Below are 22,907 nucleotides of genomic sequence, written 5' to 3'. Positions count from 1 at the left end.
GGTAACGCTACATATTAAATACAATACCCTTCAATATGTATTGTACCATTATCTGCTGAACTACATACCTTTTTTCATGTAATCAGCCGCTTATTAAGTGTAATCATCTGTTAATATTCCGTTCACCTAGTCAGATTATAGTTAAGTTATTAAGAAATACGGGGGGCGCAAAGATGAATATTGCATGGAAAGAAATTAAGAAGAATAAAACAAAATTTATTATTTTAGGATCAATCATTTTTCTCGTCAGCTTTTTAACATTTATCATCTCGGGGTTATCGAACGGTTTATCCCAAGATAACGCAGCGTTAATTAAAGATTTACCAGATGGTCAATTTTACATGAACGCTGATGCAAACGAAACATACAACCTTTCAAGAATAGATGAAAGCGTACAAACCACTGTTTTAAATGAACAAAAAGATGCAGCTGCACTCTCCATTCAGATGGGTTTTGTCAACGATATGGACGACAAGCAGTATAGTATAGCTTTCGTTACTTCAACAGATTCAAAATCGTTTGAATCTGTCGGTAAAGGAGAAGTCATCCTAGATCGTTCATTAGAAGATGAAGGGATTAAGGTTGGCGATATATTAACCAATAATCAGTTCAGTGGTGAATTTAAAGTAATGGGCTTTGTTGAACAAAAGAAATACAGCCATGCGCCTGTTGCTTTTATCAACATGGAAAACTATAAAGAAATTTACCGTGTCAATGAAATGCAATTGATTTTTGTACCAGGTACAGAACATGCACCAGTGGTGACGGGTTTACAATCATTTTCAAATAAAGAATTCCTCAATACAATTCCAAGTTACAGTGCAGAACAGATGTCACTTAATATGATCATTTGGTTTTTGGTTGCCATTAGCGGAATGTTGTTCGCAATATTCTTCTACATGATGAACGTTCAAAAGATTGGATTATATGGCATCTTAAAAGCACTTGGCGTTAAAACAAGCAGATTGTTCGGTATGATGTGGTACCAGATGATTTTCATCACCGTGATTGCACTTGGACTGTCAGTTGCTTTAAGCCAAGGCTTCTCGTTAATTGCACCTCAAGGAATGCCATTTAGTTTAACACTTGAAACAACTGTTCAATTATCGGTTGTATTCCTTATCATTGGCTTTATAGGGGCGACGCTGTCCGGTCTGCAAATTAAAAAAGTAGAACCATTGCAAGCTATCCAACAAGGAGAGGTTTAATATGACGATTTTCACAATTGATGAAGTTACAAAAACATTTACGAATGGTGAAGTGGACGAACAAGTATTAAAAGGGATTAATATTTCACTTCGAGAAGGTGAAATAACAGCGTTAGTAGGCGCTTCAGGTTCTGGTAAAAGTACGATTCTTACAATAGCAGCGGGACTTCAAAGTGCAACGGACGGAAAAGTGCTATTTGAAGGTCAAAACATGACTGACATGAATCAGGATCAGATCAGAAAAATTAGAGCGAGCGAGTTCGGATTTGTCTTTCAATCCTCACACCTAGTCCCTTTTCTAACCGTAGAAGAACAATTATTGCTGATGCTTGACGTTTCTGAAACCAAGCTTAAAAAACGTGAACAAAAAGTGGAAGTCGAAAAAATCCTCAAATTGGTGGATATGAATCATCGAAAAGATGCCTACCCTGCTTCATTATCAGGGGGTGAAAAACAGCGTGTGGCAATTGCCCGTGCGATTATCCACAAACCGAAGATGTTGTTTGCAGATGAGCCGACAGCAAGCCTAGATTCTAAAAGATCGAAAGACGTCATGACATTGATCCGTGAGTTGACGAAAACATTGAACATTACAACGTTGATGGTAACTCATGATGAAGAAATGCTTTCTTTTGCGGATCATATCATTACAATGAAAGATGGATTGGTGTTATCTTAGAAAAATGCACCCTTGTATAACCGGGAAATTAAAAGTGATAAAACCGCTCAAATATTTTTTGCGAGATAGATTTCCATGAAAGTATAGTTAATTTTTTTCCTTACTATATCCTGAATAAAGATTGCCCGAAACAGCCATTCTCTTACATGGCTGTTTTTATTCTTATCTCATATATTTATGTTTTTCAAACAAGTGTGCAAATGGATACTCTTATTTTTTGCGGAAGTATAAAATCCTATTAGCTTTCACCCGGATTTTTCTGATGAAAGTAATTAGGTTTAACGACGTCATTGCTATAAGGTTTGTGAAAGACATGAGTCGTTGCAGGCGAAAGCGGTGGAATCAGCCAAGTCCAATTTCCTGTGATACCTCGCCCTACTGTACACTCATTTTTTTCAAAACTTTTAAATTGCTTGGCGGCAGTATGATGGTCGACTAACGTAACACCCGCTTTTTGATAAGAATTCAACACCGCAATATTTAGTTCTACTAGCGCTTTATCCTTCCATAGTGAACGGTTTGATCTTGTATCCAGTCCCATCAACTCTGCAACTTTTGGGAGTAGATTATAACGATCTTCATCCGCCAAATTTCTCGCACCGATTTCGGTTCCCATATACCATCCATTAAATGGAGCGGTCGGATAGTTAATCCCACCAATCTCCAACCGCATATCCGAGATAATTGGCACCGCATACCATTTTATACCCAGTTCTTCAAAACACTCTAGTTGTGGATGGGTAATCGTCACTTCTTTTACTAGTTTTTTTGGTATTTCAATGATTCGGGGCGATTCTCCTTCCAATTGAAAGACAAGAGGAAGAACATCATAAGGAGTCCTCTCCCCTTTCCAACCTAACATTTCGCACATCCTCGTAAATTCAACTGATGTGGAATCTCCAATAATCTGTTCAGCCTCTTCATATCCTGCGTAGCGTATAAGCTGATGGTTCCATATTCGTATCGGATCAATTCCGCCATGTCGTGGTGGGAAAATCGTAATCGATGAACGAATTTTTCCGTCATTTGTCGCATATTCAATATGGTTCAATAATGCGCTGTACACATCTTCAGCGGTTTCTAATGCCCTCTCGTCAAACACTTGAAGCCTGTCCCAAAATAAACGTCCAATACAACGATTATTATTACGCCAAGCCATTCTAGCTCCATGTTGAAGTTCTTGCGAAGTATGGCTATACGTTCCAGTTTCATTTATTTCACTTCGCACTTCCTCTATTCGCTTCATCTGTTGCTCTGTTGTCATCCCAAGTTCTGCATAACATCTATGTATGAATTGCTCGGCTTCTAGATGTAATCTATGTTTTTCAGTCTGTAAACTCAAAGTTCATCATCTCCAATATTGCCAGTATACCATTCAAAATGAGCTTGTTTCTTCTTCAATATAGCCAACTTTTCGAACTTTGTATTTTAATTAATGGAACACATAAAGTACTAGATCTCCCCTGGACTTACACATGTGTTGATTAACCAAAATTCACCAAAAAGACTTACTCAAATATCAAGGACTCCGTGTATAGTTGCTTTTGGTTCGCTTTGAATTGAACCACTTCTATACCATTATCGAGATGCCTTGAATAATTCTTCGAAAGCGGACCGGAAATGATCCAGTGAATATGGAGTTTTTCAATCCTTTATTACCTGCACGTAATTCAATAAAATGGTTAATCAACAGACGTTTTATTTCTCCAAAAAAAACGCAAACCAATAGGTAATCGGTTTGCGCTGTTACATTATGACCCCATTTTTCTACGGGCACTGCTAACTTTTTTTGCTTGTTGGCTTTGCATTTTTTTAGCAGATTGTGCTGGATTGCCTTTTGCGTTGTTATCAGCAGTTTGGTTCTTCTTCGCTTCTAACTGTTGTTGTATCACTTCTTTTAAGCTTATCTTTTTCTTTGGCGCTTCGTGTTCATTTGTTTCATTGTTTTCAGTCATTTAAAATCCTCCTTACTATTGAATAATGATTGATTTTACTTCTCTCTAGTATAACCGAAATTCGATGACTACTGGGGATTTTCTAAAATTAATTAAAAAACCTATAGTTTTTCTATTTTATCAGTCAATTCACATACGGAAATAGCATACGATTAGTCCCTAGACCATAATGCGTTCAATTTGAACAATAAAACCTAAATCATGACCTATATGATGACAAGAGTCCTTTTTATATAGGAATGCAACGATTTTCCTTTCTAATAATAACTGTTTTTGCAAGTTCTTGAAAAGTGTTCAAAAGTAACCTCCACAAATTAATGAAAGATGAAAAAAATCACCGAACAATTGGCAAGCTCTCTCAAACAACAATCGTTGGTATTAAAATAAAGCCAGAGAATTAAATAATGTATCGACGATTTTAACTGTATTTCTACTTTGAAGTATAGGTGCTACAGGCTGAAGGTCAATAATCCTGAGTTTCAACTCTCCCTGCCCCTTTCCTTCACAGCAAGTCACATTCCTGTACATGATAATTTTCATATTGTAAAGTAATTGATGAAATGTAGTAAGTAGAGGAAGTGGAATCATGTTAAAAAATGCTTTAGGACGTTTTCGTTTGATTGGTATATTGGAAGGCATTTCACTACTGATCCTATTGTTTATCGCAATGCCATTAAAGTATTGGTTCGGTATGAAGAGTGCAGTAACAATCGTCGGAACACTTCATGGCTATATATTTCTAGCTTATATCGCAGCAATTGTATATACGATGATTAAGGTGAAATGGCCGTTTAGGTTTACGATTGGTGCCCTTCTTTCAGCATTTATCCCCTTTGGCAATTTCATTTTGGACAGACGACTCAAAAACTTGAAAACGAACTAAAAATATATTTATATGTTGAACTAATGATTCTATATAATCTCCAGCAAAGGCATCCCCGAGCGTTGTTGAGAGGATTCTTTATGCCAACATATTATAGTATAATAGATTCTGTCAAAAAAAAAGCGAAGCCCATTTCAATAAAAGAGGCTTCGCTTTTTTTAATTTGCTTACGCAAGCCTATTTACTCTTTTATCTCAATTACTGTTGAATTATTTCCGGTTCACCCTAAAAATGAAGATTAAGAATAATAAGCAATCCCCTTTCTTATTTTTCCAACAAATGGTTTATTTTCAGTATTATGATTAGATTATTGAAAGCCAGCTTTATACAAATTAATTAGATTTAAATAAAATTCTTGTTAATGGTAACTTTTTGCTTTATTATAGAAAAATGTTATGGAGTAATCCGTAATTAATGATACTTAAGGAGAGTGGTATGATGAGGAATTATACAAAAGAAGACATTCGCAAATTTGTAGGAGAAGAAAATGTGAATTTCGTTCGACTTCAATTCACAGATATTTTAGGTATGATCAAAAACGTGGAAATTCCCATCAGCCAGCTCGATAAGGCGCTTAACAATAAAATGATGTTCGACGGCTCTTCAATTGAAGGATTTGTGCGTATCGAGGAATCCGATATGTACCTCATACCAGATCTTAACACATGGATGGTGTTCCCTTGGCCCTCAGGAAAAGGAAGGGTAGCACGTCTTATCTGTGATATTTCTCTTGCCAATGGTTCTCCGTTTACAGGTGATCCTCGTGGGAATTTAAAACGTGTATTGACAGAAATGAAGGAGCTCGGATTTACTGATTTCAATCTGGGACCAGAACCAGAATTCTTCTTATTCAAGCTCGATGAAAATATGCAACCGACAATGGAATTGAATGACAACGGCGGCTATTTCGATCTTGCACCAATGGACCTTGGAGAAAACTGTCGACGAGATATCGTCTTGGAGTTAGAGGAAATGGGCTTCGAGGTTGAAGCATCGCACCATGAGTGCGCTCCAGGACAACACGAAATCGACTTTAAATATGCGGATGTTCTTACCGCTTGTGACAACATTCAAACATTCAAACTCGTCGTCAAAACAATTGCTCGTAAACATGGCTTGCACGCAACGTTCATGCCAAAACCCCTTTTCGGTGTCAGCGGATCAGGTATGCATTGTAATGTTTCCCTATTCAAAGACGGTGAAAATGCCTTTGTTGACGAAAATGGTGAATTACAATTAAGTACAACAGCATATCAGTTCATGGCTGGCGTTCTCGAACATGTTCCTGGATTTACAGCAATTACAAATCCAACAGTTAACTCTTATAAGCGACTTGTTCCCGGCTACGAAGCGCCCTGTTACATCGCCTGGTCTGCCCAAAACCGCAGCCCTCTTATCCGAATTCCAGCATCTCGGGGAATAAGCACTCGCATCGAAGTCCGTTCCGTCGACTCGGCTGCAAACCCATATCTTGCAATGGCGGCTATATTAAAAGCAGGTTTAAATGGCATTAAACGTGAACTCGAACCGCCAATGCCAGTCGACCGCAATATTTACGAAATGAAACCTTTCGAACTTCAAGAATTAGGTATCGGGACACTACCTACTGACCTTGACCATGCACTCATCGCGCTAGGTAAGGATGAAATTATCCAAGAAGCTCTTGGCAATCACATTTTCACAAACTTTATGGCAGAGAAAAAATTAGAATGGGAAAGTTACCGAATTACCGTACACCCTTGGGAAGTTGAACGTTATATGAAGATCTATTGATAAAAAGGTCTCGTAAGAAGATAACAGACTTTTAAACCATTGAAACTTCGATACCCCCGATTCGGTAATATGGGATACTCACCATTCAATGCCTCTCTTTGCGTGTTTGTACAGTAGATGCTATCGACACATAGAAATAAGCAAAAAGAGTCCACGAAAGCTCTTTTTGCTTATTTTTTAATTATTTGTATAACAAAAAGTAGTTATTAAACTCAAAAGGAAATGGAATCAGATTTTATACGTTTTGCCAATCACTATTAAATATTTTGACATACTACCTAAATTGTTGTAAATTATTAAAGTGCGAACGTTCCAAACTAAACGAATGATATTATTCGGATTTCGAGGTGCTATCTATGGAAAACGTATTTGATTACGAAGATATCCAGCTGATTCCTGCAAAGTGTGTGGTAAATAGTCGTTCTGAGTGTGACACTTCTATACTACTTGGCGGACATACATTTAAAATTCCAGTTGTACCAGCAAATATGCAAACAATTATTGATGAAAGTATCGCTATCCAATTAGCTGAAAGTGGTTACTTCTATATTATGCATCGTTTTAACCCAGAAAAACGAGCAAACTTTGTTAAAGACATGCAATCACGTAGTTTAATCGCTTCTATTAGCGTTGGTGTTAAAGATGAGGACTACACTTTTATTGTACAACTAGCTGCTGACGAACTTACACCTGAATTCATCACAATCGACATTGCTCATGGACATTCCAATGCAGTCATTAATATGATTCAACATATTAAAAAGCATCTGCCTGAAAGCTTTGTCATCGCTGGTAACGTTGGCACACCAGAAGCCGTACGCGAACTTGAAAATGCCGGGGCAGATGCTACGAAAGTTGGTATTGGACCTGGTAAAGTATGTATTACAAAAATAAAAACAGGCTTCGGTACAGGCGGTTGGCAGTTAGCTGCACTACGTTGGTGTGCGAAAGCAGCTACTAAACCTATCATCGCAGACGGCGGCATACGTACACACGGTGACATTGCTAAATCGGTACGTTTCGGTGCTTCAATGGTCATGATCGGTTCTCTATTTGCTGGACACGAAGAATCTCCCGGTCAAACAATTGAAAAAGATGGACAACGTTTCAAAGAATACTTTGGATCAGCCTCTGAATTCCAAAAGGGCGAAAAGAAAAACGTTGAAGGTAAAAAAATGTACGTCGAATATAAAGGTCCACTAATGGACACTTTAGACGAAATGCAACAAGATTTACAATCGTCCATCTCCTATGCTGGCGGTAGCAAACTTGAAGCCATCCGAACAGTGGATTATGTCATTGTAAAAAACTCCATTTTTAATGGAGATAAAGTGTACTGAAAATTTATAGCTATTAAAAATCCAATCAAGATATTTTATATCTTGATTGGATTTTCTATTTAGGGAGATCTTAATTGAATGAAAACAACATCAAGATTATTACTGACAGCTCAGTATTTTCATTTTAACTTCCATGATAAAACAAGTTCTAAATGCGTTTTGCGTACTTCAGAGTATTCAATCCACTTCGCGCATCTTTTAACAACAGCCTCATTTGTAACCCTCGCACTTAATATTACTTATTACAAAAAAATCGAAACTGCACTATACATCAATAACAATGCCATCACAATATTAAATTGCTTTCTATAATCCGAGAGGAATTTCTGAAATATCGAACCAAAAAGGCTCCAACAACAAGTGCTCATTATACCGACGAAACCTAGAAACAACGAAAATAGTAGTAAGTCAATTGTTGAACTATAATATGGAAGAATGAACGTTGCAATTACCGTAATACCATATAAAACACCTTTCGGATTGACAAACTGTAACAGCATCCCTGCCAAAAAACTGTTATATTTACCGCCCTCATCACCATTAGTACTAGTCGAACTAGTAATTATTTTGATTGCCAGATACAGCATATAGGCCGCACCTAGAAGCATCATAGGCAACTCAATTTTCGGAATGAAGTTATGTAGGATTAGATTAAAGTAACTCGATAATATCATGATGACAAAAAAACCTGCGCCTACGCCTAGGCAAAATCGAAGTGTCTTCTTAAATCCATACTGATTCGCAAATAACATCGCCATAATATTATTCGGACCTGGCGTAAAACTCATGACAAAAACATACAACAAGAATGTTAGTACTGGCATATTCGACCTCCCCCTAATGAATATGTTATACTGTCCATAACAGGCACTATAACGTTTTCTTTTTATTGTACAGTTCAGACGTTATATTGTACAGAGAAATAGGAGTGTTTTAAAAATGGAAATTCATCTTATCATTGCCAAGAATTTAAAAGCAATAAGGGAGAGTAAAAAATTAAGTCTTGAAAAAGTGGCTGAATTGACTGGTGTAAGTAAAACAATGATCGGTCAAATTGAACGTGGCGAATCAGCTCCAACCATTACAACTATCTGGAAAATAGCCAATGGTTTGAAAGTTTCTTTTACTTCACTCATCAATCACCCTCAGCCCGACACAATAATAGTATCGAAAAGTGATATTCAGATCTTGTCCGAAGATAATGGAAAATATCGAGTATACCCCCATTTTCCATTTGATGAAGACAAACGCTTTGAAGTGTATGCAGTTGAGATAGACAAAGGTGGATTCCTAAGTGCAGATTCACATATGGAGGGGACCGAAGAGCTATTAACAATTTTTGAGGGGGAGCTAACGGTACGTGTAAATTACGAGGAGTATACCATTGAAAGCGGTGATTCCATCCGATTTAAAGCCGACAGACCCCATAGCTATCATAATTCAGGAGAAACATTGACTCGTTTAAGTATGGTATTGTACTACCCAAATTAAAAAGGGGCTGTCCATGAGTTGTAAATTATCGGCTGATGGGACAGCCTCTTTGTACCAATGCAATTATTAATCTTGCCTGCTACGTTTAATTTCCTAATGCATTTCTATTCCACTCACTGTGGGATTTGCTCTATCTTTTCATGCACATGTAACTGTTTTATCCACAAGAATTGAGAAGCACTCTACACTAATCGTATTTATATATTACAATGATAATTTCTTGGAAAATCGAACCATAGCCTTGACAGTCAAGCAAAACCTATCCCGCTCAATCAAATCCATAGCTTGCAAAAGTTACTTCAATCTAAAATTAACCCCCTCTTCTGCAAATCATTTGCGGATTTGTTTAGCTACTATCTAAGCGTAAGCAATCTATATCCTTACTAATTTTGTAAAAACCAGGTTCTTAGCAAATTTAGAGAAATTTAATATAAAAAAAGGGTTTCCTACTGTACAATATATCAGTTTGACTGATGTGAACAGTTCTCGAACAGAATATTCTCCATCAGGCCCCTGAAAAATAAGCCGTTGAGATATTCTCAACGGCTTATTTTTCACTAGAAATTACACTTGATTCAATTGTTTATTTTCATTTTTTCTTGCACTGCTTTTTCAAGACGGTTCTTCTCTTTTACGAATTGTTCGTGCGATTGACTTTGTTGTTCACGTTCGAGCTGTTTTTGCGTCTGGTAATCACTGTAATTTCCTGAATAGACATGTACTACTCCGTCATTCACTTCCCATACTGTGGTAACGAGCGAGTCTAAAACAGCGCGGTCATGGCTAATTAATACTAGTGCCCCGTAGTAATTGCGCAGTTCATCGAGTAAAAAAGATATACCTTCTTGATCTAAATGCGTAGTCGGCTCATCAATCAATAGTGCTTCGTAATAATGCGTAAACAACTGTGCCAACTTCAACCTTGTTTGCTCACCACCACTTAGCTCTTCAGAATATTGCGGAACTGCCAATCTTCCAAGTAAGGCCCCGTCCGCTTCTACAACAGTGGGGCTTCCAGTTGCTCAAAGTAACCGCCCTCCACATGAAGTTTCACTGTTCCACGTGTCGGTTTAATATTATTAGCTAACAATTTCAATAATGTACTTTTCCCAGCACCATTTTTCCCAACAATACCAATCCGGTCAAATTGATGGACAGCTAACCGTTCAATTTTCAATATTTCTTTATCTAAATAAGTCATTTCAACATTTTTTATTTCCAAACAGATTTGTTCCAAATTCACTACCTCCGAAATATTATAATTTCGTACCGATAGCTAGAATCGATACGAGCTTCTATTTCAAGCTCGTATTAAAAGAATAATAAAAATTGCATGTCGCTTCCTCCTTCTTCACTTTTATAGTCACTGCCGCATTTAGAACAATAAGGAGACCTGCCGCGCTAAAGAAGACGGCTACATTCGTGAGTTCCGTAAAAAATCCAGCTAAACCTAATCCAATTGGTGCTGCCAATAACGATAGACTTGTCACAAAACTGAATACCCGTCCAAGCAATTGAGGTTCAATTTCCGCTTGGATAAAAGCATAGAATGGCGCTGAAAATAATGGACCAGCTAAACCGACTAAAAAACTCATCACTACGAACACATAGAACATCGACGGCAAAAGCAGACCGGAAATAAATAAGGAAATGCCCATCAAGATCATGCCTGCTGCCATTGTTTTAACCTTATCGAACCGATCTCCCAGTACACCTAAAAACGAAGCGCCTACAATCAAACCAATTGCAAATACGATCTCAACGATACCTGCTTCTACTACGCCTTTTTCAAAATGATTCCGTACCATAAGCGGGAAATAAGTTCCAACGGGAATGAATAGAACAGCTACAACGATCATCACGATGGTTAGCTTTAGGACAAGGCGATGTTTCACAATCGCATGATAGCCTTCTTTCATTTCAGCTATCAAGTTATCAGTGGCCATTTCTTCTGTTCTTGTTACGCTCGGAATTCGGATGAACAATAGCACGCTACAAGCGATAATAGCGCCAAAAACATCGAACAATAACACCCATTCAAGGGAGCTAACTGCCAGTAACGACACCCCTACTGCGGGTCCTGCAATATTGGTCATTGAACTCACCATCTGCCCCCAGCCTGCAACCATTGTAAGATGCTCTTTTGGTGCAAGCAATGGTACAGAAGCTTGCATTGCCGGCATATGAAAAGCAGTCGCAAGGGATCGAACAATTAACACAAGTATGACTAACGTGATATCTGGCTCGCTATAATACATCCATAAAAACAAGAATAAACTACCCAGTGCAACAATCAGATCTGCTAAAATCATCATCACTTTACGGGAATGACGATCAACAATCGTCCCTGCAAATGGACCGAGCAAGGCTTGCGGTAAAAAGCCGGCTATCCCAGCCAGTGCTAATACAAGTGGAGAACCCGTTGTATCTGTCAACCACCAAATAATACTAAATTGAACAGCGGCACTACTCAGCAATGAGAAAAACTGTCCTGTATATAACGCAATAAATTTTCGTTTCCAATTTCTATTTTCCATTATAATCGATACCTCCTGAATTTGCGTATCGATTCTTCACCGATACGAGCTTGACTTACTAAGCCCGTATCAATAGAAAAGTAACATCATCATAGTGAAATCCCTCCAAATCATAAAATCACAATGCGACTGCTTAGAAACGACTATAGCACCTGTCTCCCTGAGTCTATAAAAAAAGTACGCATTTTACTGCGTACTTAAAAAATGGTAAAGATATCTGTAGAGCGATAAAGCTTCTACTTCCTATCTAACCTAGTACGCACAACAAATAACCCCTCAAAAGAGTGGTTAACAAAATATGTACATATCGATCAGTATAGTTGTAAAAATCCCACCTCTATCGCTCCTTTCAAAGCTTAAAATTATACTAACTTGTTCCTAATGGTATGTCAATGCATATCACGTTCTTCCATCCCCTCCCAGTTGCGTTCTTGAGGCTTTCGATTTCCCTTCAATACTAATCCAACTCTATTTTTAAGACTAATGGTTTACAATACTTTTCCTTTTGCATAAAAATCATGATCCTCTTTATTCATCTCATCACCTAACGCCTATTTTATTGCAGAATCATTAGCTGACTTAACAGCATCAAGACTGTTCTTGCTTATTGGTGTCAGATTCACATTGCATACTCCTGTTTTTGGTAAATCCAGTTCCACTTTTTGTGCTGATTCAAAGTCGTACGTTAGATATTCATCTTGGGATCGACCCCTTCATAAAAAGATAATAATATATTTATATGCATTTCGGAATAAAGGTCGAGAGATGGTTTCTCCCGACCTTTATTAATTATTTATTTCCCAGTTTCAGCAAAGTACCTAATACGATCACCAATTTCATTACGAACACGTTGGAAAAAAGCCCACTTCTCTTCATTCGTTCCTTCTGCCTTTGCAGGATCATCAAATCCCCAATGATCACGCTTTACATGGGGTGGTGTCATCGGACACTTGTCAGCAGCATCCCCACAAAGCGTGACGATAAAATCTGCATCATTTAAGATTTGTGGATCAATACTATCCGAAGTTTGATTCGAAATGTCGACGCCAGCCTCATTCATGGCTTTGACAGCATTTGGATTAACTCCATGTGCTTCAATTCCAGCACTGAGAACCTGCCATTCTTCACCAAGATACTTTTTGCCCCAACCTTCAGCCATTTGGCTACGGCATGAGTTACCTGTACATAAGAAATAGAGTGTTTTTTTCGACATAATTAAAGCCACCTTTTGTGTTTTATTGTATGATTGACAGCCATAAATACAGTCCTATTAGTGTAATCAGAAGTGTAGGAACCGTTAAAATAATTCCGATTTTAAAATAGCTACCCCAAGATATCTTCACACCTTTTTGAGATAAAACATGTAGCCATAGTAAAGTGGCCAACGAACCGATTGGCGTTATTTTGGGACCTAAATCCGATCCGATGATATTTGCATAAATCAAAGCCTCGCGAATAGGACCTGTCGTAGTCGTTTCTGATATAGCTAACGCGTTAATCATGACCGTAGGCATATTATTCATAAGTGAGGACAATATCGCTGCAATAAATCCCATAGAAATCGTTGCAATAAAGAGTCCTTGATTGGCTGCCAATTGAATGACATCGCCCAATACAGCTGTAAGACCAACATTACGCAATCCGTAGACAACAACGTACATCCCAACAGAGAAGAAAACGATGGCCCAAGGTGCCCCTTTAAGTACTTGCTTCGTGTGTACAGCTGGACTTCTTTGTGCCATGGCCATAAAGAATATCGCCGTAAGCCCAGCAATAATAGAAACAGGCAATCCCGTAAACCCACTAGAGAAATAACCTAAGAGTAATACGCTTAAAATCAGCCAAGTTAGTCGGAACATTTTTATATCCTTGATAGCATCCTTCGGTTCTTTTAAATCCGAGACATCATAGTCTTTAGGAATACTTTTACGGAAGAATAACAACAACACTAAAATGCTCGCAACTAATGCAAATAAATTCGGAACAATCATTCTGGTTGCATATTCAACAAATCCGATACCGAAAAAGTCTGCTGAAACAATATTGACTAAGTTACTCACAACTAATGGCAACGAAGTGGTATCAGCTATAAAACCACTGGCAATAATAAATGGAAAAATCATCTTTTCATTGAAATTCAAATTTCTTACCATTGCAAGAACAATTGGCGTTAGTATTAATGCAGCCCCATCGTTTGCGAACAAAGCCGCAACAACTGCACCTAAAATACTGACGTAAACAAACATGCGAATCCCACTGCCTTTAGCTAATCTAGCCATATGTAAGGCAGCCCACTCAAAGAATCCGATTTCATCTAAGATCAATGAGATGATTATAATGGCGATGAAAGCAAGAGTGGCATTCCATACAATCCCTGTAACATCAATAACGTCTTGAAAGTTAACCACTCCTACTAATAAAGCGATTATTGCTCCAATACAAGCGGACCATCCAATTGATAAATTTCTAGGCTGCCAAATAACAAAAATAATTGTAATGATGAATATCAATGATGCCATTATTACTGAAACCAACGCCCTTTCCCCTTCCTACTCGCAGCAAACTCTAAGCCCTTGCGCTTCCAGTCTAGCTATAGACTCATTCTGTTCAGGAAGCTGTTCAAGAATGCTTTGAATAAACGGATAGTCTTCATGATTTTTGTTAATCGAGAAGAAAATCCATTGTCCTCTACGTTCTTCTTTCACTACCTTAATATCTCTAAGTTTACGCAAGTGTTGGCTGATTGCTGGCTGACTCATATTAAAAATCTCAACAAATTCACACACACAGCATTCATGTGACTTGAGTAGCTGCATCATGGTCAAACGGGTTGGATCTCCGAGTAATTTTAAGAGTTGCGATGCTTGCTGCATATCAATCGTTACTGTTTCATTCATTAGTCAACCCTCCTCAGATCATCATATAAGAATATACTTATATTCACAAGTGAATTATTCTACTTAACTATATTATATTGGGTTTTACTCGAAAGAAATTTTGTTAGGACATGACCAAAAGATATTAAACCGATTTAAAGTTCCAATTTGTTGTTTGTATTTCTATTTAGTGAACCTCTTATTCTAAACGCCAAATAATACCCTTTTGATTTTCAAGTAAGCATTATTTGGCGTTTAGGGAAAGGATTTCCCACGCCATTATCGGATTTATTAACATATTAATCAGAATATCCGTAATTCTCTACTCTCTTTTTCATCACCTTCGCCATTTGTTGGGAACTTGTTTCTTCTTCCCCATGCAGTTTATCAACGATGTTAAGATAATCCTCCTCATTGCGATTCTGACTTAATTTATAGGCAGCTTGAATTTCTCCTACTTTAATTTTAAATCCAACAATTCCTTTTAGTTCTTTTTCTACTAACTGAGGAGATAGTTTGTTCCATAAAACCGGATTCTTTCGATGCTTCTCGTATTTTTGTAGCATCATTATTAGGTCTTGTTTTAACTCTTCCTCATCCAAAATGCTCGCAATGCCATATACATGTACGGCTTGATAATTCCATGTTGGAACATTTTCATGCCCGTACCAAGAAGAAGAAATATAAGCATGTGGCCCCTGGAACATAACTAGTACATCATCACAGCCTTCGAATGTTCTCCATTGTGGATTCCCATATGCCATGTGCCCGGTAATATAATAATCATCTCCTTTTTTATTTAGCGCCAAAGGTAAATGACTAGCAATTGGTTTATTTTGTTTTATTGTAACAATAGTTCCAAATGAGTTCTCTTGAACAAATTCTTTAATTTCATCTACGTCTGTAACTTTAAAATACTTGGGAATATACATGATTAACCTCCTCTTTGATTACTAAAATGGCATTCATTGCCACATTAATTGAAAATGATTGGTATGCAGATTTCATAATTCAAACACGTAGTACCGACCTAGATACACTCATACAATAAATCCCATTGAATTCGATTTGGTACCTTCGCAAAAATAAGAAGACCGATCCTGTCTTTAAGGTTTAAATACTAATCCAATTTCCTCCAAAGAGTTTCTAAGTATAGGCAGAGAAGCTGGGCCAATACCGTGAAATTGTAAAATTTCTTTTTCGCTAAACATTGATAGTTGTTGTAACGTTCCAATACCGTGATGCTCAAACGCTCTCCTTGCAGGTGCTGAGAGCTTTGAGAGAAATCCCTTGTCCGGCTCACGTTCTTTCTCGCATATCGGACAGCTTGGACAATCACTACTTTTATAATAGTTGTGTCCGTTGCTGCATATTCGTAAACTCCTGTTTGAAGTTCCCATTGTAAAATGTCTCCTTCCTTAAAATCTATATTCCCTTAATTATAGAATACTTCGAGTATACTTTTTATTGAATGATACCAGGTTCTGAAACCATTAGTCATTCAAAGAGACTCGTGTACTCCGAACTTATTTCTTGATTAATTCCGTAATGATTTTGTTTACCATCTTATCCATTTTGGATGATTCATATCTCCGCATCCAAGAAAAAATTTCCATACCTTTAATCTGTCTTGAAGTACGGCTTCATTGCGATCACCATATGCGCTAAACGAGTACGAATGAAGCTCTCTACTTTAGATTTCCCTTAATGAACCCGTACAGTTTCAACTCCCCTTGTACATTTATGCACTATTATCAATAATATGAGTTTTTTTATTTTCCTAGGAGTTTAAGTACATTCCTCAACAAACTTCCATATATCATTTCATTTATTTCTATAAATCCAGTTTACACTCAACTGTTTCATTAAATAAGCCCTTTTACAACGAAACACCCCTTTGGATAAATATCCAAAGGGGTGTTTCGTAACTTTTTTATAAACGTCGCATTTTTTTACAAACATCGCGACTTTATTTTAAATCCACAACTTTATTTCAAAGCTACATCACATCAAAAAAATTGATACTCAAACTAACCTCACTCCACCGTAACTGATTTTGCTAAATTACGAGGTTTGTCAACGTCGCATCCTCTATGAAGAGCAGCGTAATAGCTAATTAGCTGCAAGGGGATAACGGCAACAAGAGGTGTAAGTAAGGCATGCACTTTGGGCAGAACAAAACGATCATTCTCTTCTTCCAACCCTTCCATTGACAGTATGCAAGGATTCGCTCCGCGCGCGACAACTTCTTTAACATTACCACGAGTGTTGAGACTCACCGCTTGTTGTGTAACAATTGCAAACACGGGTGTGCCCTCTTCAATCAGCGCAATCGTCCCATGTTTTAATTCCCCACCTGCGAAGCCCTCTGCTTGAATGTAGGAAATTTCTTTTACTTTAAGTGCACCTTCTAAGCTAACGTAATAGTCTAGGTTCCGCCCGATGAAGAAAGCATTTCGAGAAACTGCTAAGAATTCATGTGCGATTTGCTCCATTTCCTCTTTTGAATCCACAAGTGTTTGGATTGCATTCGCTGTGATGGCAAGCTCTTTCTTCAAGTCAATTTCTACTGTTTTCCCTCGTTTTTTGGCCACAACATAAGCTGCGATAGCAAGAACTGCTACTTGAGCTGTATATGCTTTTGTCGAAGCTACGGCAATTTCCGGACCAGCGTATAACAGTAATGTATGATCCGCTTCACGAGAAAGTGTGGAGCCTGTAGCGTTTGTTAACGTAATGCTTGGGTAGCCTAACGCTTTTATTTTCACCAATACTTGACGGCTGTCCGCAGTCTCTCCAGATTGTGTAATGAAAAGAAATAACGGTTTTTCCGAAAGAAGTGGCATGTTATAGCCAAATTCACTTGAAATATGCACTTCAACCGGAATACCAGCAATTTTTTCAAAATAGTGCTTGCCGATTAGACCAGCGTGATAGCTTGTGCCCGCTGCAATTATATAAAGACGGTCAGCTTCGTTAAACGCATTTACAATATTCTCATCCATTGCAAGTTCACCTTGCTCGTTTTCATATGCTTGAAGAATTTTACGAATAACACCTGGCTGTTCGTCCATTTCTTTCAGCATAAAGTGAGGGTACGTGCCTTTCTCAATATCACTCATATCAAGCTCTGCTGTAAAAGGTGCACGGTCAATAGTTTCGCCAGCCAATGTCATCAGTTCGATTGCTTGTTTACGAACAATGACAACTTCTTGATCATGTAGTTCAACGTATTGGTTTGTTACTTGTAACATCGCCATCGCATCAGAAGCAACCACATTGAAGTTGTCTCCAACTCCTATTAATAATGGGCTCTTGTTTTTGGCAACAAAAATAGTGTCTGTCTCATCAGCATCTAACATGGCGATTGCATAGGAACCATGGAGTAAAGACAGTGTGTGACGGAAAGCTGTTTCAGTAGTCATACCATCTTTAACAAACTTTTCAACAAGTTGTACGATAATTTCTGTATCCGTGTCAGAAATCATTTGAACGTCCTGTAAATATTCTTTTTGAAGGTTATGATAATTCTCGATTACACCATTATGCACAAGTGTAAACCGACTCGATGTACTTTGATGTGGATGTGCATTCGTTTGATTTGGAACGCCATGAGTCGCCCAGCGTGTTTGACCAATTCCAGTTGACGCTAACACTGTTGAATCCACTGCTGCACGTAGGTCTGCAATACGTCCTTTTTCTTTTATAACAGTAACACCTTTTTCATTGCGGAGTGCGATTCCCGCCGAGTCATACCCACGATATTCTAACCTTTCAAGTCCCTTTAATAGAATTTCTTTCGCATCTAAATCACCAATATAACCTACTATTCCACACATATTTTTTCCTCCGATATTTGCAAAATAAGCAATACTTAACTACACCTCAGCTGAATTAGCGAAGTGTCCTTACATATTGCTTGAATGATTTTGCCTTTTTGCTCCTTTGTCCATTCGATTGCTCAAATGATTTACTAGCAAAAAATACAACCGGGCAATTGCGATTGGGAGGCTTCCGCCGAAAGTTCGATACTCCTCCACCTCGTCTGCTGAAAATTAGTAACGTCCGATTTCTTCAGCACTGGCGCTTTAACTGTTTTCCGATTTACATTTAACGCGCGATTTTCACTCCTTTTACACGCGGTGACCAATAGCTTATCTAGTACTAGTAGCTATGAATCAACTTTATCATCTTACATAACTTGCTGTTTTTTTGTCAATAAATAAAGAGAGTAAGACTAGATTTTTTTCTAATCCCCCTATTCACTAATATATGCAGAATGATAGTGAGATCACAACAGTTTTGGGAAATCAAAAAAATCAGTCACTTTCGTTAAATGGCTGATTACTCGTCCTATATTCAATTGGTTTAAGAACAAAAAGTCAGTCAAGATTAATTAGCTTTTGTATCAAAGTATCCTGCTATCCCGATGTCATACAAGGGAATAATTTGATTCTAATAACACAAGCGGTTCTCTTACTTATCTAGTTGTAACTACACTATAATTATCAGTTACTGCTTACTCAAACATATAATTCTATTCATTTTAATAGCTAGCTTTTGTGTAACATTTCAAAGTTATTAGACTGAAAGAGATGGAAAACCCGCACGACTCCACAACCATAAAGGGGTATGAACATCAATTGGAGATAACTCACTATCAATTAGTGCCTTTTCCCATGATTTAGCAACTATCTGTCTATTATCCGACGAACCATCTAATACCTCAGAAGAACATAGACCTAAATTTACGCTAGCTTTCAAAATATGCGTATCAGGAGCTATTGTAATCAATTCTCGAGACCTCCAGCAAACTCCCGTATACCTTTCCATGGCATATAACCAGTAATTGAAAATCTTAGGTCCAGAAAGATATGGAAATTCTGGCTTTCTATTGATTTCCATAATGCTTTTTAAGATGGCTATATCAAATTGAGCAGATTCAATCAATCCTATTACGTCACCTCTTTGAGATGATTGAGTTATTCCCTTAGACACACGTTGCCAAATTTCCGGGTGGCGATTGGGTTGTAAAGCAACTCGGTAATAAACCAAAATACTACGTAATTCATCCAAATTACTTTCAGATACGACTTTTGGATTAAAGATCCAACGAGAACTTTTATCCAAATAAGCTTGTGCAACCGACTCCCATAATTTATATGAGTTTCTTTGATAATTTAAAGCCATTCCTAATGTCAGTACATTCATTAAATCATCTTTGGGAACAATTCCAATCAGAGCATCCTCTGGCATTATTTCACCACCAAGCAACCCTTCAGCATGCATTTGTATTAGTAATTTCACATTTCCAATAAAGGTTTTGTTTTCCATTCGATCCTCCGAACCTATTTCAACTATTATTTCTATAATCTCATTTGTCGTAATCCCAATGTTTGTAGGTACAATTTCACTTTTCTCCAAATTTAACTATGCTCAAGTTCACTTTTTATCGCTGTAATAATCGCTCCATCAATCGGATACATGAAGCTCCTGTTAACACGGACAGCCGACCCAAAATGAACTTCTTCTATCCCTGTTGCAGACACCAATGAAGACAGCGTTTCAGGGTTCATACCATTCCCCGCTAAAATTAGGACAGAAGTATCTTTAGACTTGTCCACCAACTTTTTCAGCTGTTCAGCAGCTTCTGGCGCTGGTGCTTGTCCCCCTGAAGTCAAAATCCGCTGAATCTGTGGGAAACGAGCAATGACTTCTAAAGCTTCCAGCTGATCTTCTATCTCATCAAATGCACGGTGAAAAGTGACTTTCATCTCTCCAGTTTCCTCCAACAAACGTGAGAGGGCATCCGTATTCACTTTACGCTCTTCAGTTAGTACTCCAACAACAACTCCCGCAGCTCCCGCACGTTTAATATGGCGAATGTCAGCTATCATTACAGCTAAATCGTTGTCATCATAGTGAAAAGTTCGACTATGTGGCCGAACGATTACATGGACTGGAATATTTACACCTGCAACCACTGCTTCCACCAATCCCAAACTTGGCGTTAGGCCACCTTCAGTCAAAGCTGCGCAAAGTTCCAATCGGTCGGCACCACTTCGTTCTGCAGCAATTGCATCCGTCAAACTTGTAGCTATAATTTCTAACATCATTTTGGTTACACCTCCTATGAATGCATTTTATTTTTGTAAATCAAATACGACTTTTCTTTCCCCGACAATCACATTATTATCATTTATAATTTCTTTTGGCGCTAACTTATACAAACGCTCAATCGTTTCATGGTTTTCATAACCGATCTGCTCCAAAATAGATGCAATAATGATTGGCCACACAAGCTCGGATCCATCCATTACTTTTAATGCAAAGCCCATTCGCTCATTCTTAAGTGCAAAACCATACACGCCCTTAGCTCCACCTTTAGCAACGATATTTGGGTCCGCCAATAAAACAGAGCAAATGAAATCATGACTCGCAATCATTTCCGGATGTGCATTCATATAGCGAGTAATTTTAACGACAGCTTCTCTCATTTCTCGTTGCTGAATCAAATCTGGACAAGCAAGTTTCAGGTACGCTTGAGCAATGTTCTGAAGCGGCATTGCATACACAGGGAATCCACATCCATCAATTCCAATGCCAAAGTCTTTCTTCGGATAATTGGCCATATCAGCCATCGCGGCCAAGCTCAGCTGCTGTACCGGATGTTCCAACTTCCAATAACCGTCAATGTCGTATCCCAGCACTTTTGCCAAAGCGATAAAACCGCTATGCTTTCCTGAACAGTTATGGTAAAGCTTTCGCTGCTTCCCGTGCTTTCGATGATAGTCCGCTTTTGGTTCTTCATTCAGCGGATAGGTTGGACAGCAATAAAATTGCTCTTCATTAATTCCGACCTTTTGTAAAATCGAATCCAGCGCCTCAATGTGATAGTCTTCTCCACGATGCGAAGCAGCAAATAAAGTAGCTTCTTTGGATGTAAGTCCGAACTTGTCATCTACTCCATTTTGAATAACTGGAATCGCCTGAAATGGTTTTGCTGCCGAACGAAGAAATGTCATATGATTTTCGTTGCCAACAGAATAAAGGATATCGCCATCTGCATTGATTCCACAAATAACACCCATATGAACGTTTTCTAAAATGTCATTACGATATTCTTCCACTATTACTTGTTGGTCCACTGTTTATTCCCTCCACTTGCTCGTTATGAAAGAATTCCCTACAGGTGGTAGCTCATCACAATGAGTTCACCACTTCTCCCCATCTCCCGAACGCCTTCATCAATATAGCCACACTTTTTATACAGGGCTTGAGCTATCTCATTTTTAATATTTACAGCTAGTACGATCTCATCAATGCCAATAAAATTACTTCTAACAAATTCTGGTATAAGCATCAATGCTTTCTTCCCATAACCTTTACCTTGCTGATGAAAATCCGTTGAAAAGCTTCTAATTAATATAGCATCGTCATTAGGAGAAAAAGGGTTAACCCCTTCACCTTTATGTAAGCTAAAGAACGTTACAAGTTGCTCATTTTCTACCGCTAAAATCGAATAGCGATTCTCTTCCGTATTCGAAAGATCAATAGAATCTTTTGGGGTTCCCGTAAATCGTTGCTGTTCGCTAGTTAGTGTATAGTTTTCTATGAGTTTAGCAAAAGCATGATTATAAAAATGCAGTTTCATGTATTCTACTCCCTTCCACAAAAGTACGTACGTTCCAGTTAAGAAGTTCTATGTATGCCATTAACATAATAACCAATTACTTAAATGACTACGTCACCTCCTGCGTTTACTGAGAACCGATTATTCCAAAGAGTTAAATTCCATTATATCAGCACTTGCCCTAACAAACTTAAATTATTTCATTACAATTAAAGGATTACCATTTACCAACATTTGCAAGAAAATCCCAACACTTATAAGCAATAAAAAAAAGACTCCAAAATTTATGGAGTTCCTCCTTTGCAGTGCTTCATGACAAAACAAATATGTGAATCTACCTATATAATGGCACCTCCCATTTCTCTTTGTCTTCTTCATACTAAATACAGTTTTTATGATTTTTTGTTTTTCTCCAAGACTTTGAATGACAATGCCACCCGTGAAGAGTCAGCATATTCACTTGCTATAACGAGTTTAAGATACAAATCAATTCATTTTTTGATGAAATAAAAAAAGAACATCCCACTCCATT

21 protein-coding genes and 1 pseudogene are annotated in these 22,907 nt (G+C 37.9%); 7 read left to right on the top strand and 15 right to left on the bottom strand.

Annotated elements, in window-relative coordinates:
- Positions 1-173 precede the first annotated feature (173 nt).
- Entirely contained in the window at positions 174-1,208 is a 1,035-nt protein-coding gene (locus MKY15_RS17915) for an ABC transporter permease (protein ID WP_342538145.1), read from the top strand.
- Position 1,209: 1 nt separating this feature from the next.
- A complete protein-coding gene (locus MKY15_RS17910) occupies positions 1,210-1,887 on the top strand; it encodes an ABC transporter ATP-binding protein (protein ID WP_067208901.1) in 678 nt (225 codons plus the stop codon).
- Between the two features lie 238 nt (positions 1,888-2,125).
- Here MKY15_RS17910 and MKY15_RS17905 read toward each other — a convergent pair whose 3' ends face one another.
- Positions 2,126-3,151, bottom strand: coding sequence for a nitric oxide synthase oxygenase (locus MKY15_RS17905; RefSeq protein WP_067213935.1), 1,026 nt, complete (start codon positions 3,149-3,151; stop codon positions 2,126-2,128).
- Positions 3,152-3,638: 487 nt separating this feature from the next.
- The gene (locus tag MKY15_RS17900) at positions 3,639-3,842 is read right to left on the bottom strand and encodes a hypothetical protein (RefSeq protein WP_067208898.1); all 204 of its coding nucleotides are present in this window, start codon (positions 3,840-3,842) and stop codon (positions 3,639-3,641) included.
- A gap of 586 nt (positions 3,843-4,428) precedes the next feature.
- Between MKY15_RS17900 and MKY15_RS17895 the strand changes: the two genes are divergently transcribed.
- The 4 genes from MKY15_RS17895 (at position 4,429) to guaC (ending at position 7,838) form a co-directional block, all read left to right on the top strand.
- Entirely contained in the window at positions 4,429-4,725 is a 297-nt protein-coding gene (locus tag MKY15_RS17895) for a DUF3817 domain-containing protein (RefSeq protein WP_067208896.1), read from the top strand.
- An 80-nt stretch (positions 4,726-4,805) separates the two neighbouring features.
- Positions 4,806-4,967, top strand: a complete 162-nt coding sequence (locus tag MKY15_RS17890; protein ID WP_340742052.1) for a hypothetical protein — start codon at positions 4,806-4,808, stop codon at positions 4,965-4,967.
- A 196-nt stretch (positions 4,968-5,163) separates the two neighbouring features.
- Positions 5,164-6,498: a type I glutamate--ammonia ligase gene (gene glnA, locus MKY15_RS17885; protein WP_067208894.1), complete on the top strand. Its 1,335-nt coding sequence runs from the start codon at positions 5,164-5,166 to the stop codon at positions 6,496-6,498.
- A gap of 356 nt (positions 6,499-6,854) precedes the next feature.
- Positions 6,855-7,838 (top strand): GMP reductase, encoded by a 984-nt coding sequence (gene guaC / locus MKY15_RS17880; protein WP_187047692.1) that lies wholly within the window; start codon positions 6,855-6,857, stop codon positions 7,836-7,838.
- 242 nt (positions 7,839-8,080) lie between these two features.
- Here guaC and MKY15_RS17875 read toward each other — a convergent pair whose 3' ends face one another.
- Positions 8,081-8,662: a LysE family transporter gene (locus MKY15_RS17875; RefSeq protein ID WP_067208889.1), complete on the bottom strand. Its 582-nt coding sequence runs from the start codon at positions 8,660-8,662 to the stop codon at positions 8,081-8,083.
- Between the two features lie 115 nt (positions 8,663-8,777).
- Here MKY15_RS17875 and MKY15_RS17870 point away from each other — a divergent pair, with 115 nt between their 5' ends.
- Positions 8,778-9,329, top strand: a complete 552-nt coding sequence (locus MKY15_RS17870) for an XRE family transcriptional regulator (protein ID WP_067208887.1) — start codon at positions 8,778-8,780, stop codon at positions 9,327-9,329.
- A 587-nt stretch (positions 9,330-9,916) separates the two neighbouring features.
- Here MKY15_RS17870 and MKY15_RS17865 read toward each other — a convergent pair.
- The 12 genes and pseudogenes from MKY15_RS17865 to MKY15_RS17810 all read right to left on the bottom strand — a co-directional run.
- Positions 9,917-10,566, bottom strand: a pseudogene (locus MKY15_RS17865) (ATP-binding cassette domain-containing protein); the annotation flags it as partial.
- Positions 10,567-10,624: 58 nt separating this feature from the next.
- Positions 10,625-11,866, bottom strand: coding sequence for an MFS transporter (locus tag MKY15_RS17860; protein WP_342538143.1), 1,242 nt, complete (start codon positions 11,864-11,866; stop codon positions 10,625-10,627).
- Between the two features lie 793 nt (positions 11,867-12,659).
- A complete protein-coding gene (arsC, locus tag MKY15_RS17855) occupies positions 12,660-13,079 on the bottom strand; it encodes an arsenate reductase (thioredoxin) (RefSeq protein ID WP_067208883.1) in 420 nt (139 codons plus the stop codon).
- A gap of 22 nt (positions 13,080-13,101) precedes the next feature.
- On the bottom strand, positions 13,102-14,400 hold the full coding sequence (locus MKY15_RS17850; protein WP_304627124.1) for an arsenic transporter: 1,299 nt from the start codon (positions 14,398-14,400) through the stop codon (positions 13,102-13,104).
- A gap of 15 nt (positions 14,401-14,415) precedes the next feature.
- Entirely contained in the window at positions 14,416-14,763 is a 348-nt protein-coding gene (locus MKY15_RS17845; protein ID WP_067208877.1) for a metalloregulator ArsR/SmtB family transcription factor, read from the bottom strand.
- A 278-nt stretch (positions 14,764-15,041) separates the two neighbouring features.
- On the bottom strand, positions 15,042-15,674 hold the full coding sequence (locus tag MKY15_RS17840) for an FMN-binding negative transcriptional regulator (protein ID WP_342538142.1): 633 nt from the start codon (positions 15,672-15,674) through the stop codon (positions 15,042-15,044).
- Between the two features lie 174 nt (positions 15,675-15,848).
- A complete protein-coding gene (locus MKY15_RS17835; protein WP_342538141.1) occupies positions 15,849-16,142 on the bottom strand; it encodes an RNA polymerase alpha subunit C-terminal domain-containing protein in 294 nt (97 codons plus the stop codon).
- Between the two features lie 636 nt (positions 16,143-16,778).
- Positions 16,779-18,581, bottom strand: coding sequence for a glutamine--fructose-6-phosphate transaminase (isomerizing) (gene glmS / locus MKY15_RS17830; protein ID WP_342538140.1), 1,803 nt, complete (start codon positions 18,579-18,581; stop codon positions 16,779-16,781).
- A gap of 742 nt (positions 18,582-19,323) precedes the next feature.
- A complete protein-coding gene (locus MKY15_RS17825) occupies positions 19,324-20,076 on the bottom strand; it encodes a hypothetical protein (RefSeq protein ID WP_067213934.1) in 753 nt (250 codons plus the stop codon).
- A gap of 92 nt (positions 20,077-20,168) precedes the next feature.
- Entirely contained in the window at positions 20,169-20,858 is a 690-nt protein-coding gene (locus MKY15_RS17820) for a copper homeostasis protein CutC (protein ID WP_187047688.1), read from the bottom strand.
- Positions 20,859-20,885: 27 nt separating this feature from the next.
- Positions 20,886-21,890, bottom strand: coding sequence for an asparaginase (locus MKY15_RS17815; RefSeq protein ID WP_342538139.1), 1,005 nt, complete (start codon positions 21,888-21,890; stop codon positions 20,886-20,888).
- Positions 21,891-21,928: 38 nt separating this feature from the next.
- Entirely contained in the window at positions 21,929-22,396 is a 468-nt protein-coding gene (locus MKY15_RS17810; RefSeq protein ID WP_067208863.1) for a GNAT family protein, read from the bottom strand.
- Positions 22,397-22,907: the final 511 nt, after the last annotated feature.

This window comes from Sporosarcina sp. FSL K6-1540, from assembly GCF_038620285.1.
GTDB lineage: Bacteria > Bacillota > Bacilli > Bacillales_A > Planococcaceae > Sporosarcina > Sporosarcina psychrophila.
The sequence above is the reverse complement of the archived record's forward strand: the minus strand, read 5'-3'. Positions and strand labels throughout refer to the sequence as shown.

Bases quoted from the DNA above. Each gene is read 5' to 3' on its own strand.
- MKY15_RS17835 (WP_342538141.1), bottom strand. From the start codon at position 16,142: ATGGGAACTTCAAACAGGAGTTTACGAATATGCAGCAACGGACACAAC.
- MKY15_RS17820 (WP_187047688.1), bottom strand. From the start codon at position 20,858: ATGATGTTAGAAATTATAGCTACAAGTTTGACGGATGCAATTGCTGCA.
- MKY15_RS17910 (WP_067208901.1), top strand. From the start codon at position 1,210: ATGACGATTTTCACAATTGATGAAGTTACAAAAACATTTACGAATGGT.
- arsC (WP_067208883.1), bottom strand. From the start codon at position 13,079: ATGTCGAAAAAAACACTCTATTTCTTATGTACAGGTAACTCATGCCGT.
- MKY15_RS17825 (WP_067213934.1), bottom strand. From the start codon at position 20,076: ATGGAAAACAAAACCTTTATTGGAAATGTGAAATTACTAATACAAATG.
- MKY15_RS17845 (WP_067208877.1), bottom strand. From the start codon at position 14,763: ATGAATGAAACAGTAACGATTGATATGCAGCAAGCATCGCAACTCTTA.
- MKY15_RS17810 (WP_067208863.1), bottom strand. From the start codon at position 22,396: ATGAAACTGCATTTTTATAATCATGCTTTTGCTAAACTCATAGAAAAC.
- guaC (WP_187047692.1), top strand. From the start codon at position 6,855: ATGGAAAACGTATTTGATTACGAAGATATCCAGCTGATTCCTGCAAAG.
- MKY15_RS17875 (WP_067208889.1), bottom strand. From the start codon at position 8,662: ATGCCAGTACTAACATTCTTGTTGTATGTTTTTGTCATGAGTTTTACG.
- MKY15_RS17895 (WP_067208896.1), top strand. From the start codon at position 4,429: ATGTTAAAAAATGCTTTAGGACGTTTTCGTTTGATTGGTATATTGGAA.
- MKY15_RS17840 (WP_342538142.1), bottom strand. From the start codon at position 15,674: ATGTATATTCCCAAGTATTTTAAAGTTACAGACGTAGATGAAATTAAA.
- glnA (WP_067208894.1), top strand. From the start codon at position 5,164: ATGAGGAATTATACAAAAGAAGACATTCGCAAATTTGTAGGAGAAGAA.
- MKY15_RS17900 (WP_067208898.1), bottom strand. From the start codon at position 3,842: ATGACTGAAAACAATGAAACAAATGAACACGAAGCGCCAAAGAAAAAG.
- MKY15_RS17905 (WP_067213935.1), bottom strand. From the start codon at position 3,151: ATGACAACAGAGCAACAGATGAAGCGAATAGAGGAAGTGCGAAGTGAA.
- MKY15_RS17870 (WP_067208887.1), top strand. From the start codon at position 8,778: ATGGAAATTCATCTTATCATTGCCAAGAATTTAAAAGCAATAAGGGAG.
- MKY15_RS17890 (WP_340742052.1), top strand. From the start codon at position 4,806: ATGCCAACATATTATAGTATAATAGATTCTGTCAAAAAAAAAGCGAAG.
- MKY15_RS17860 (WP_342538143.1), bottom strand. From the start codon at position 11,866: ATGGAAAATAGAAATTGGAAACGAAAATTTATTGCGTTATATACAGGA.
- glmS (WP_342538140.1), bottom strand. From the start codon at position 18,581: ATGTGTGGAATAGTAGGTTATATTGGTGATTTAGATGCGAAAGAAATT.
- MKY15_RS17915 (WP_342538145.1), top strand. From the start codon at position 174: ATGAATATTGCATGGAAAGAAATTAAGAAGAATAAAACAAAATTTATT.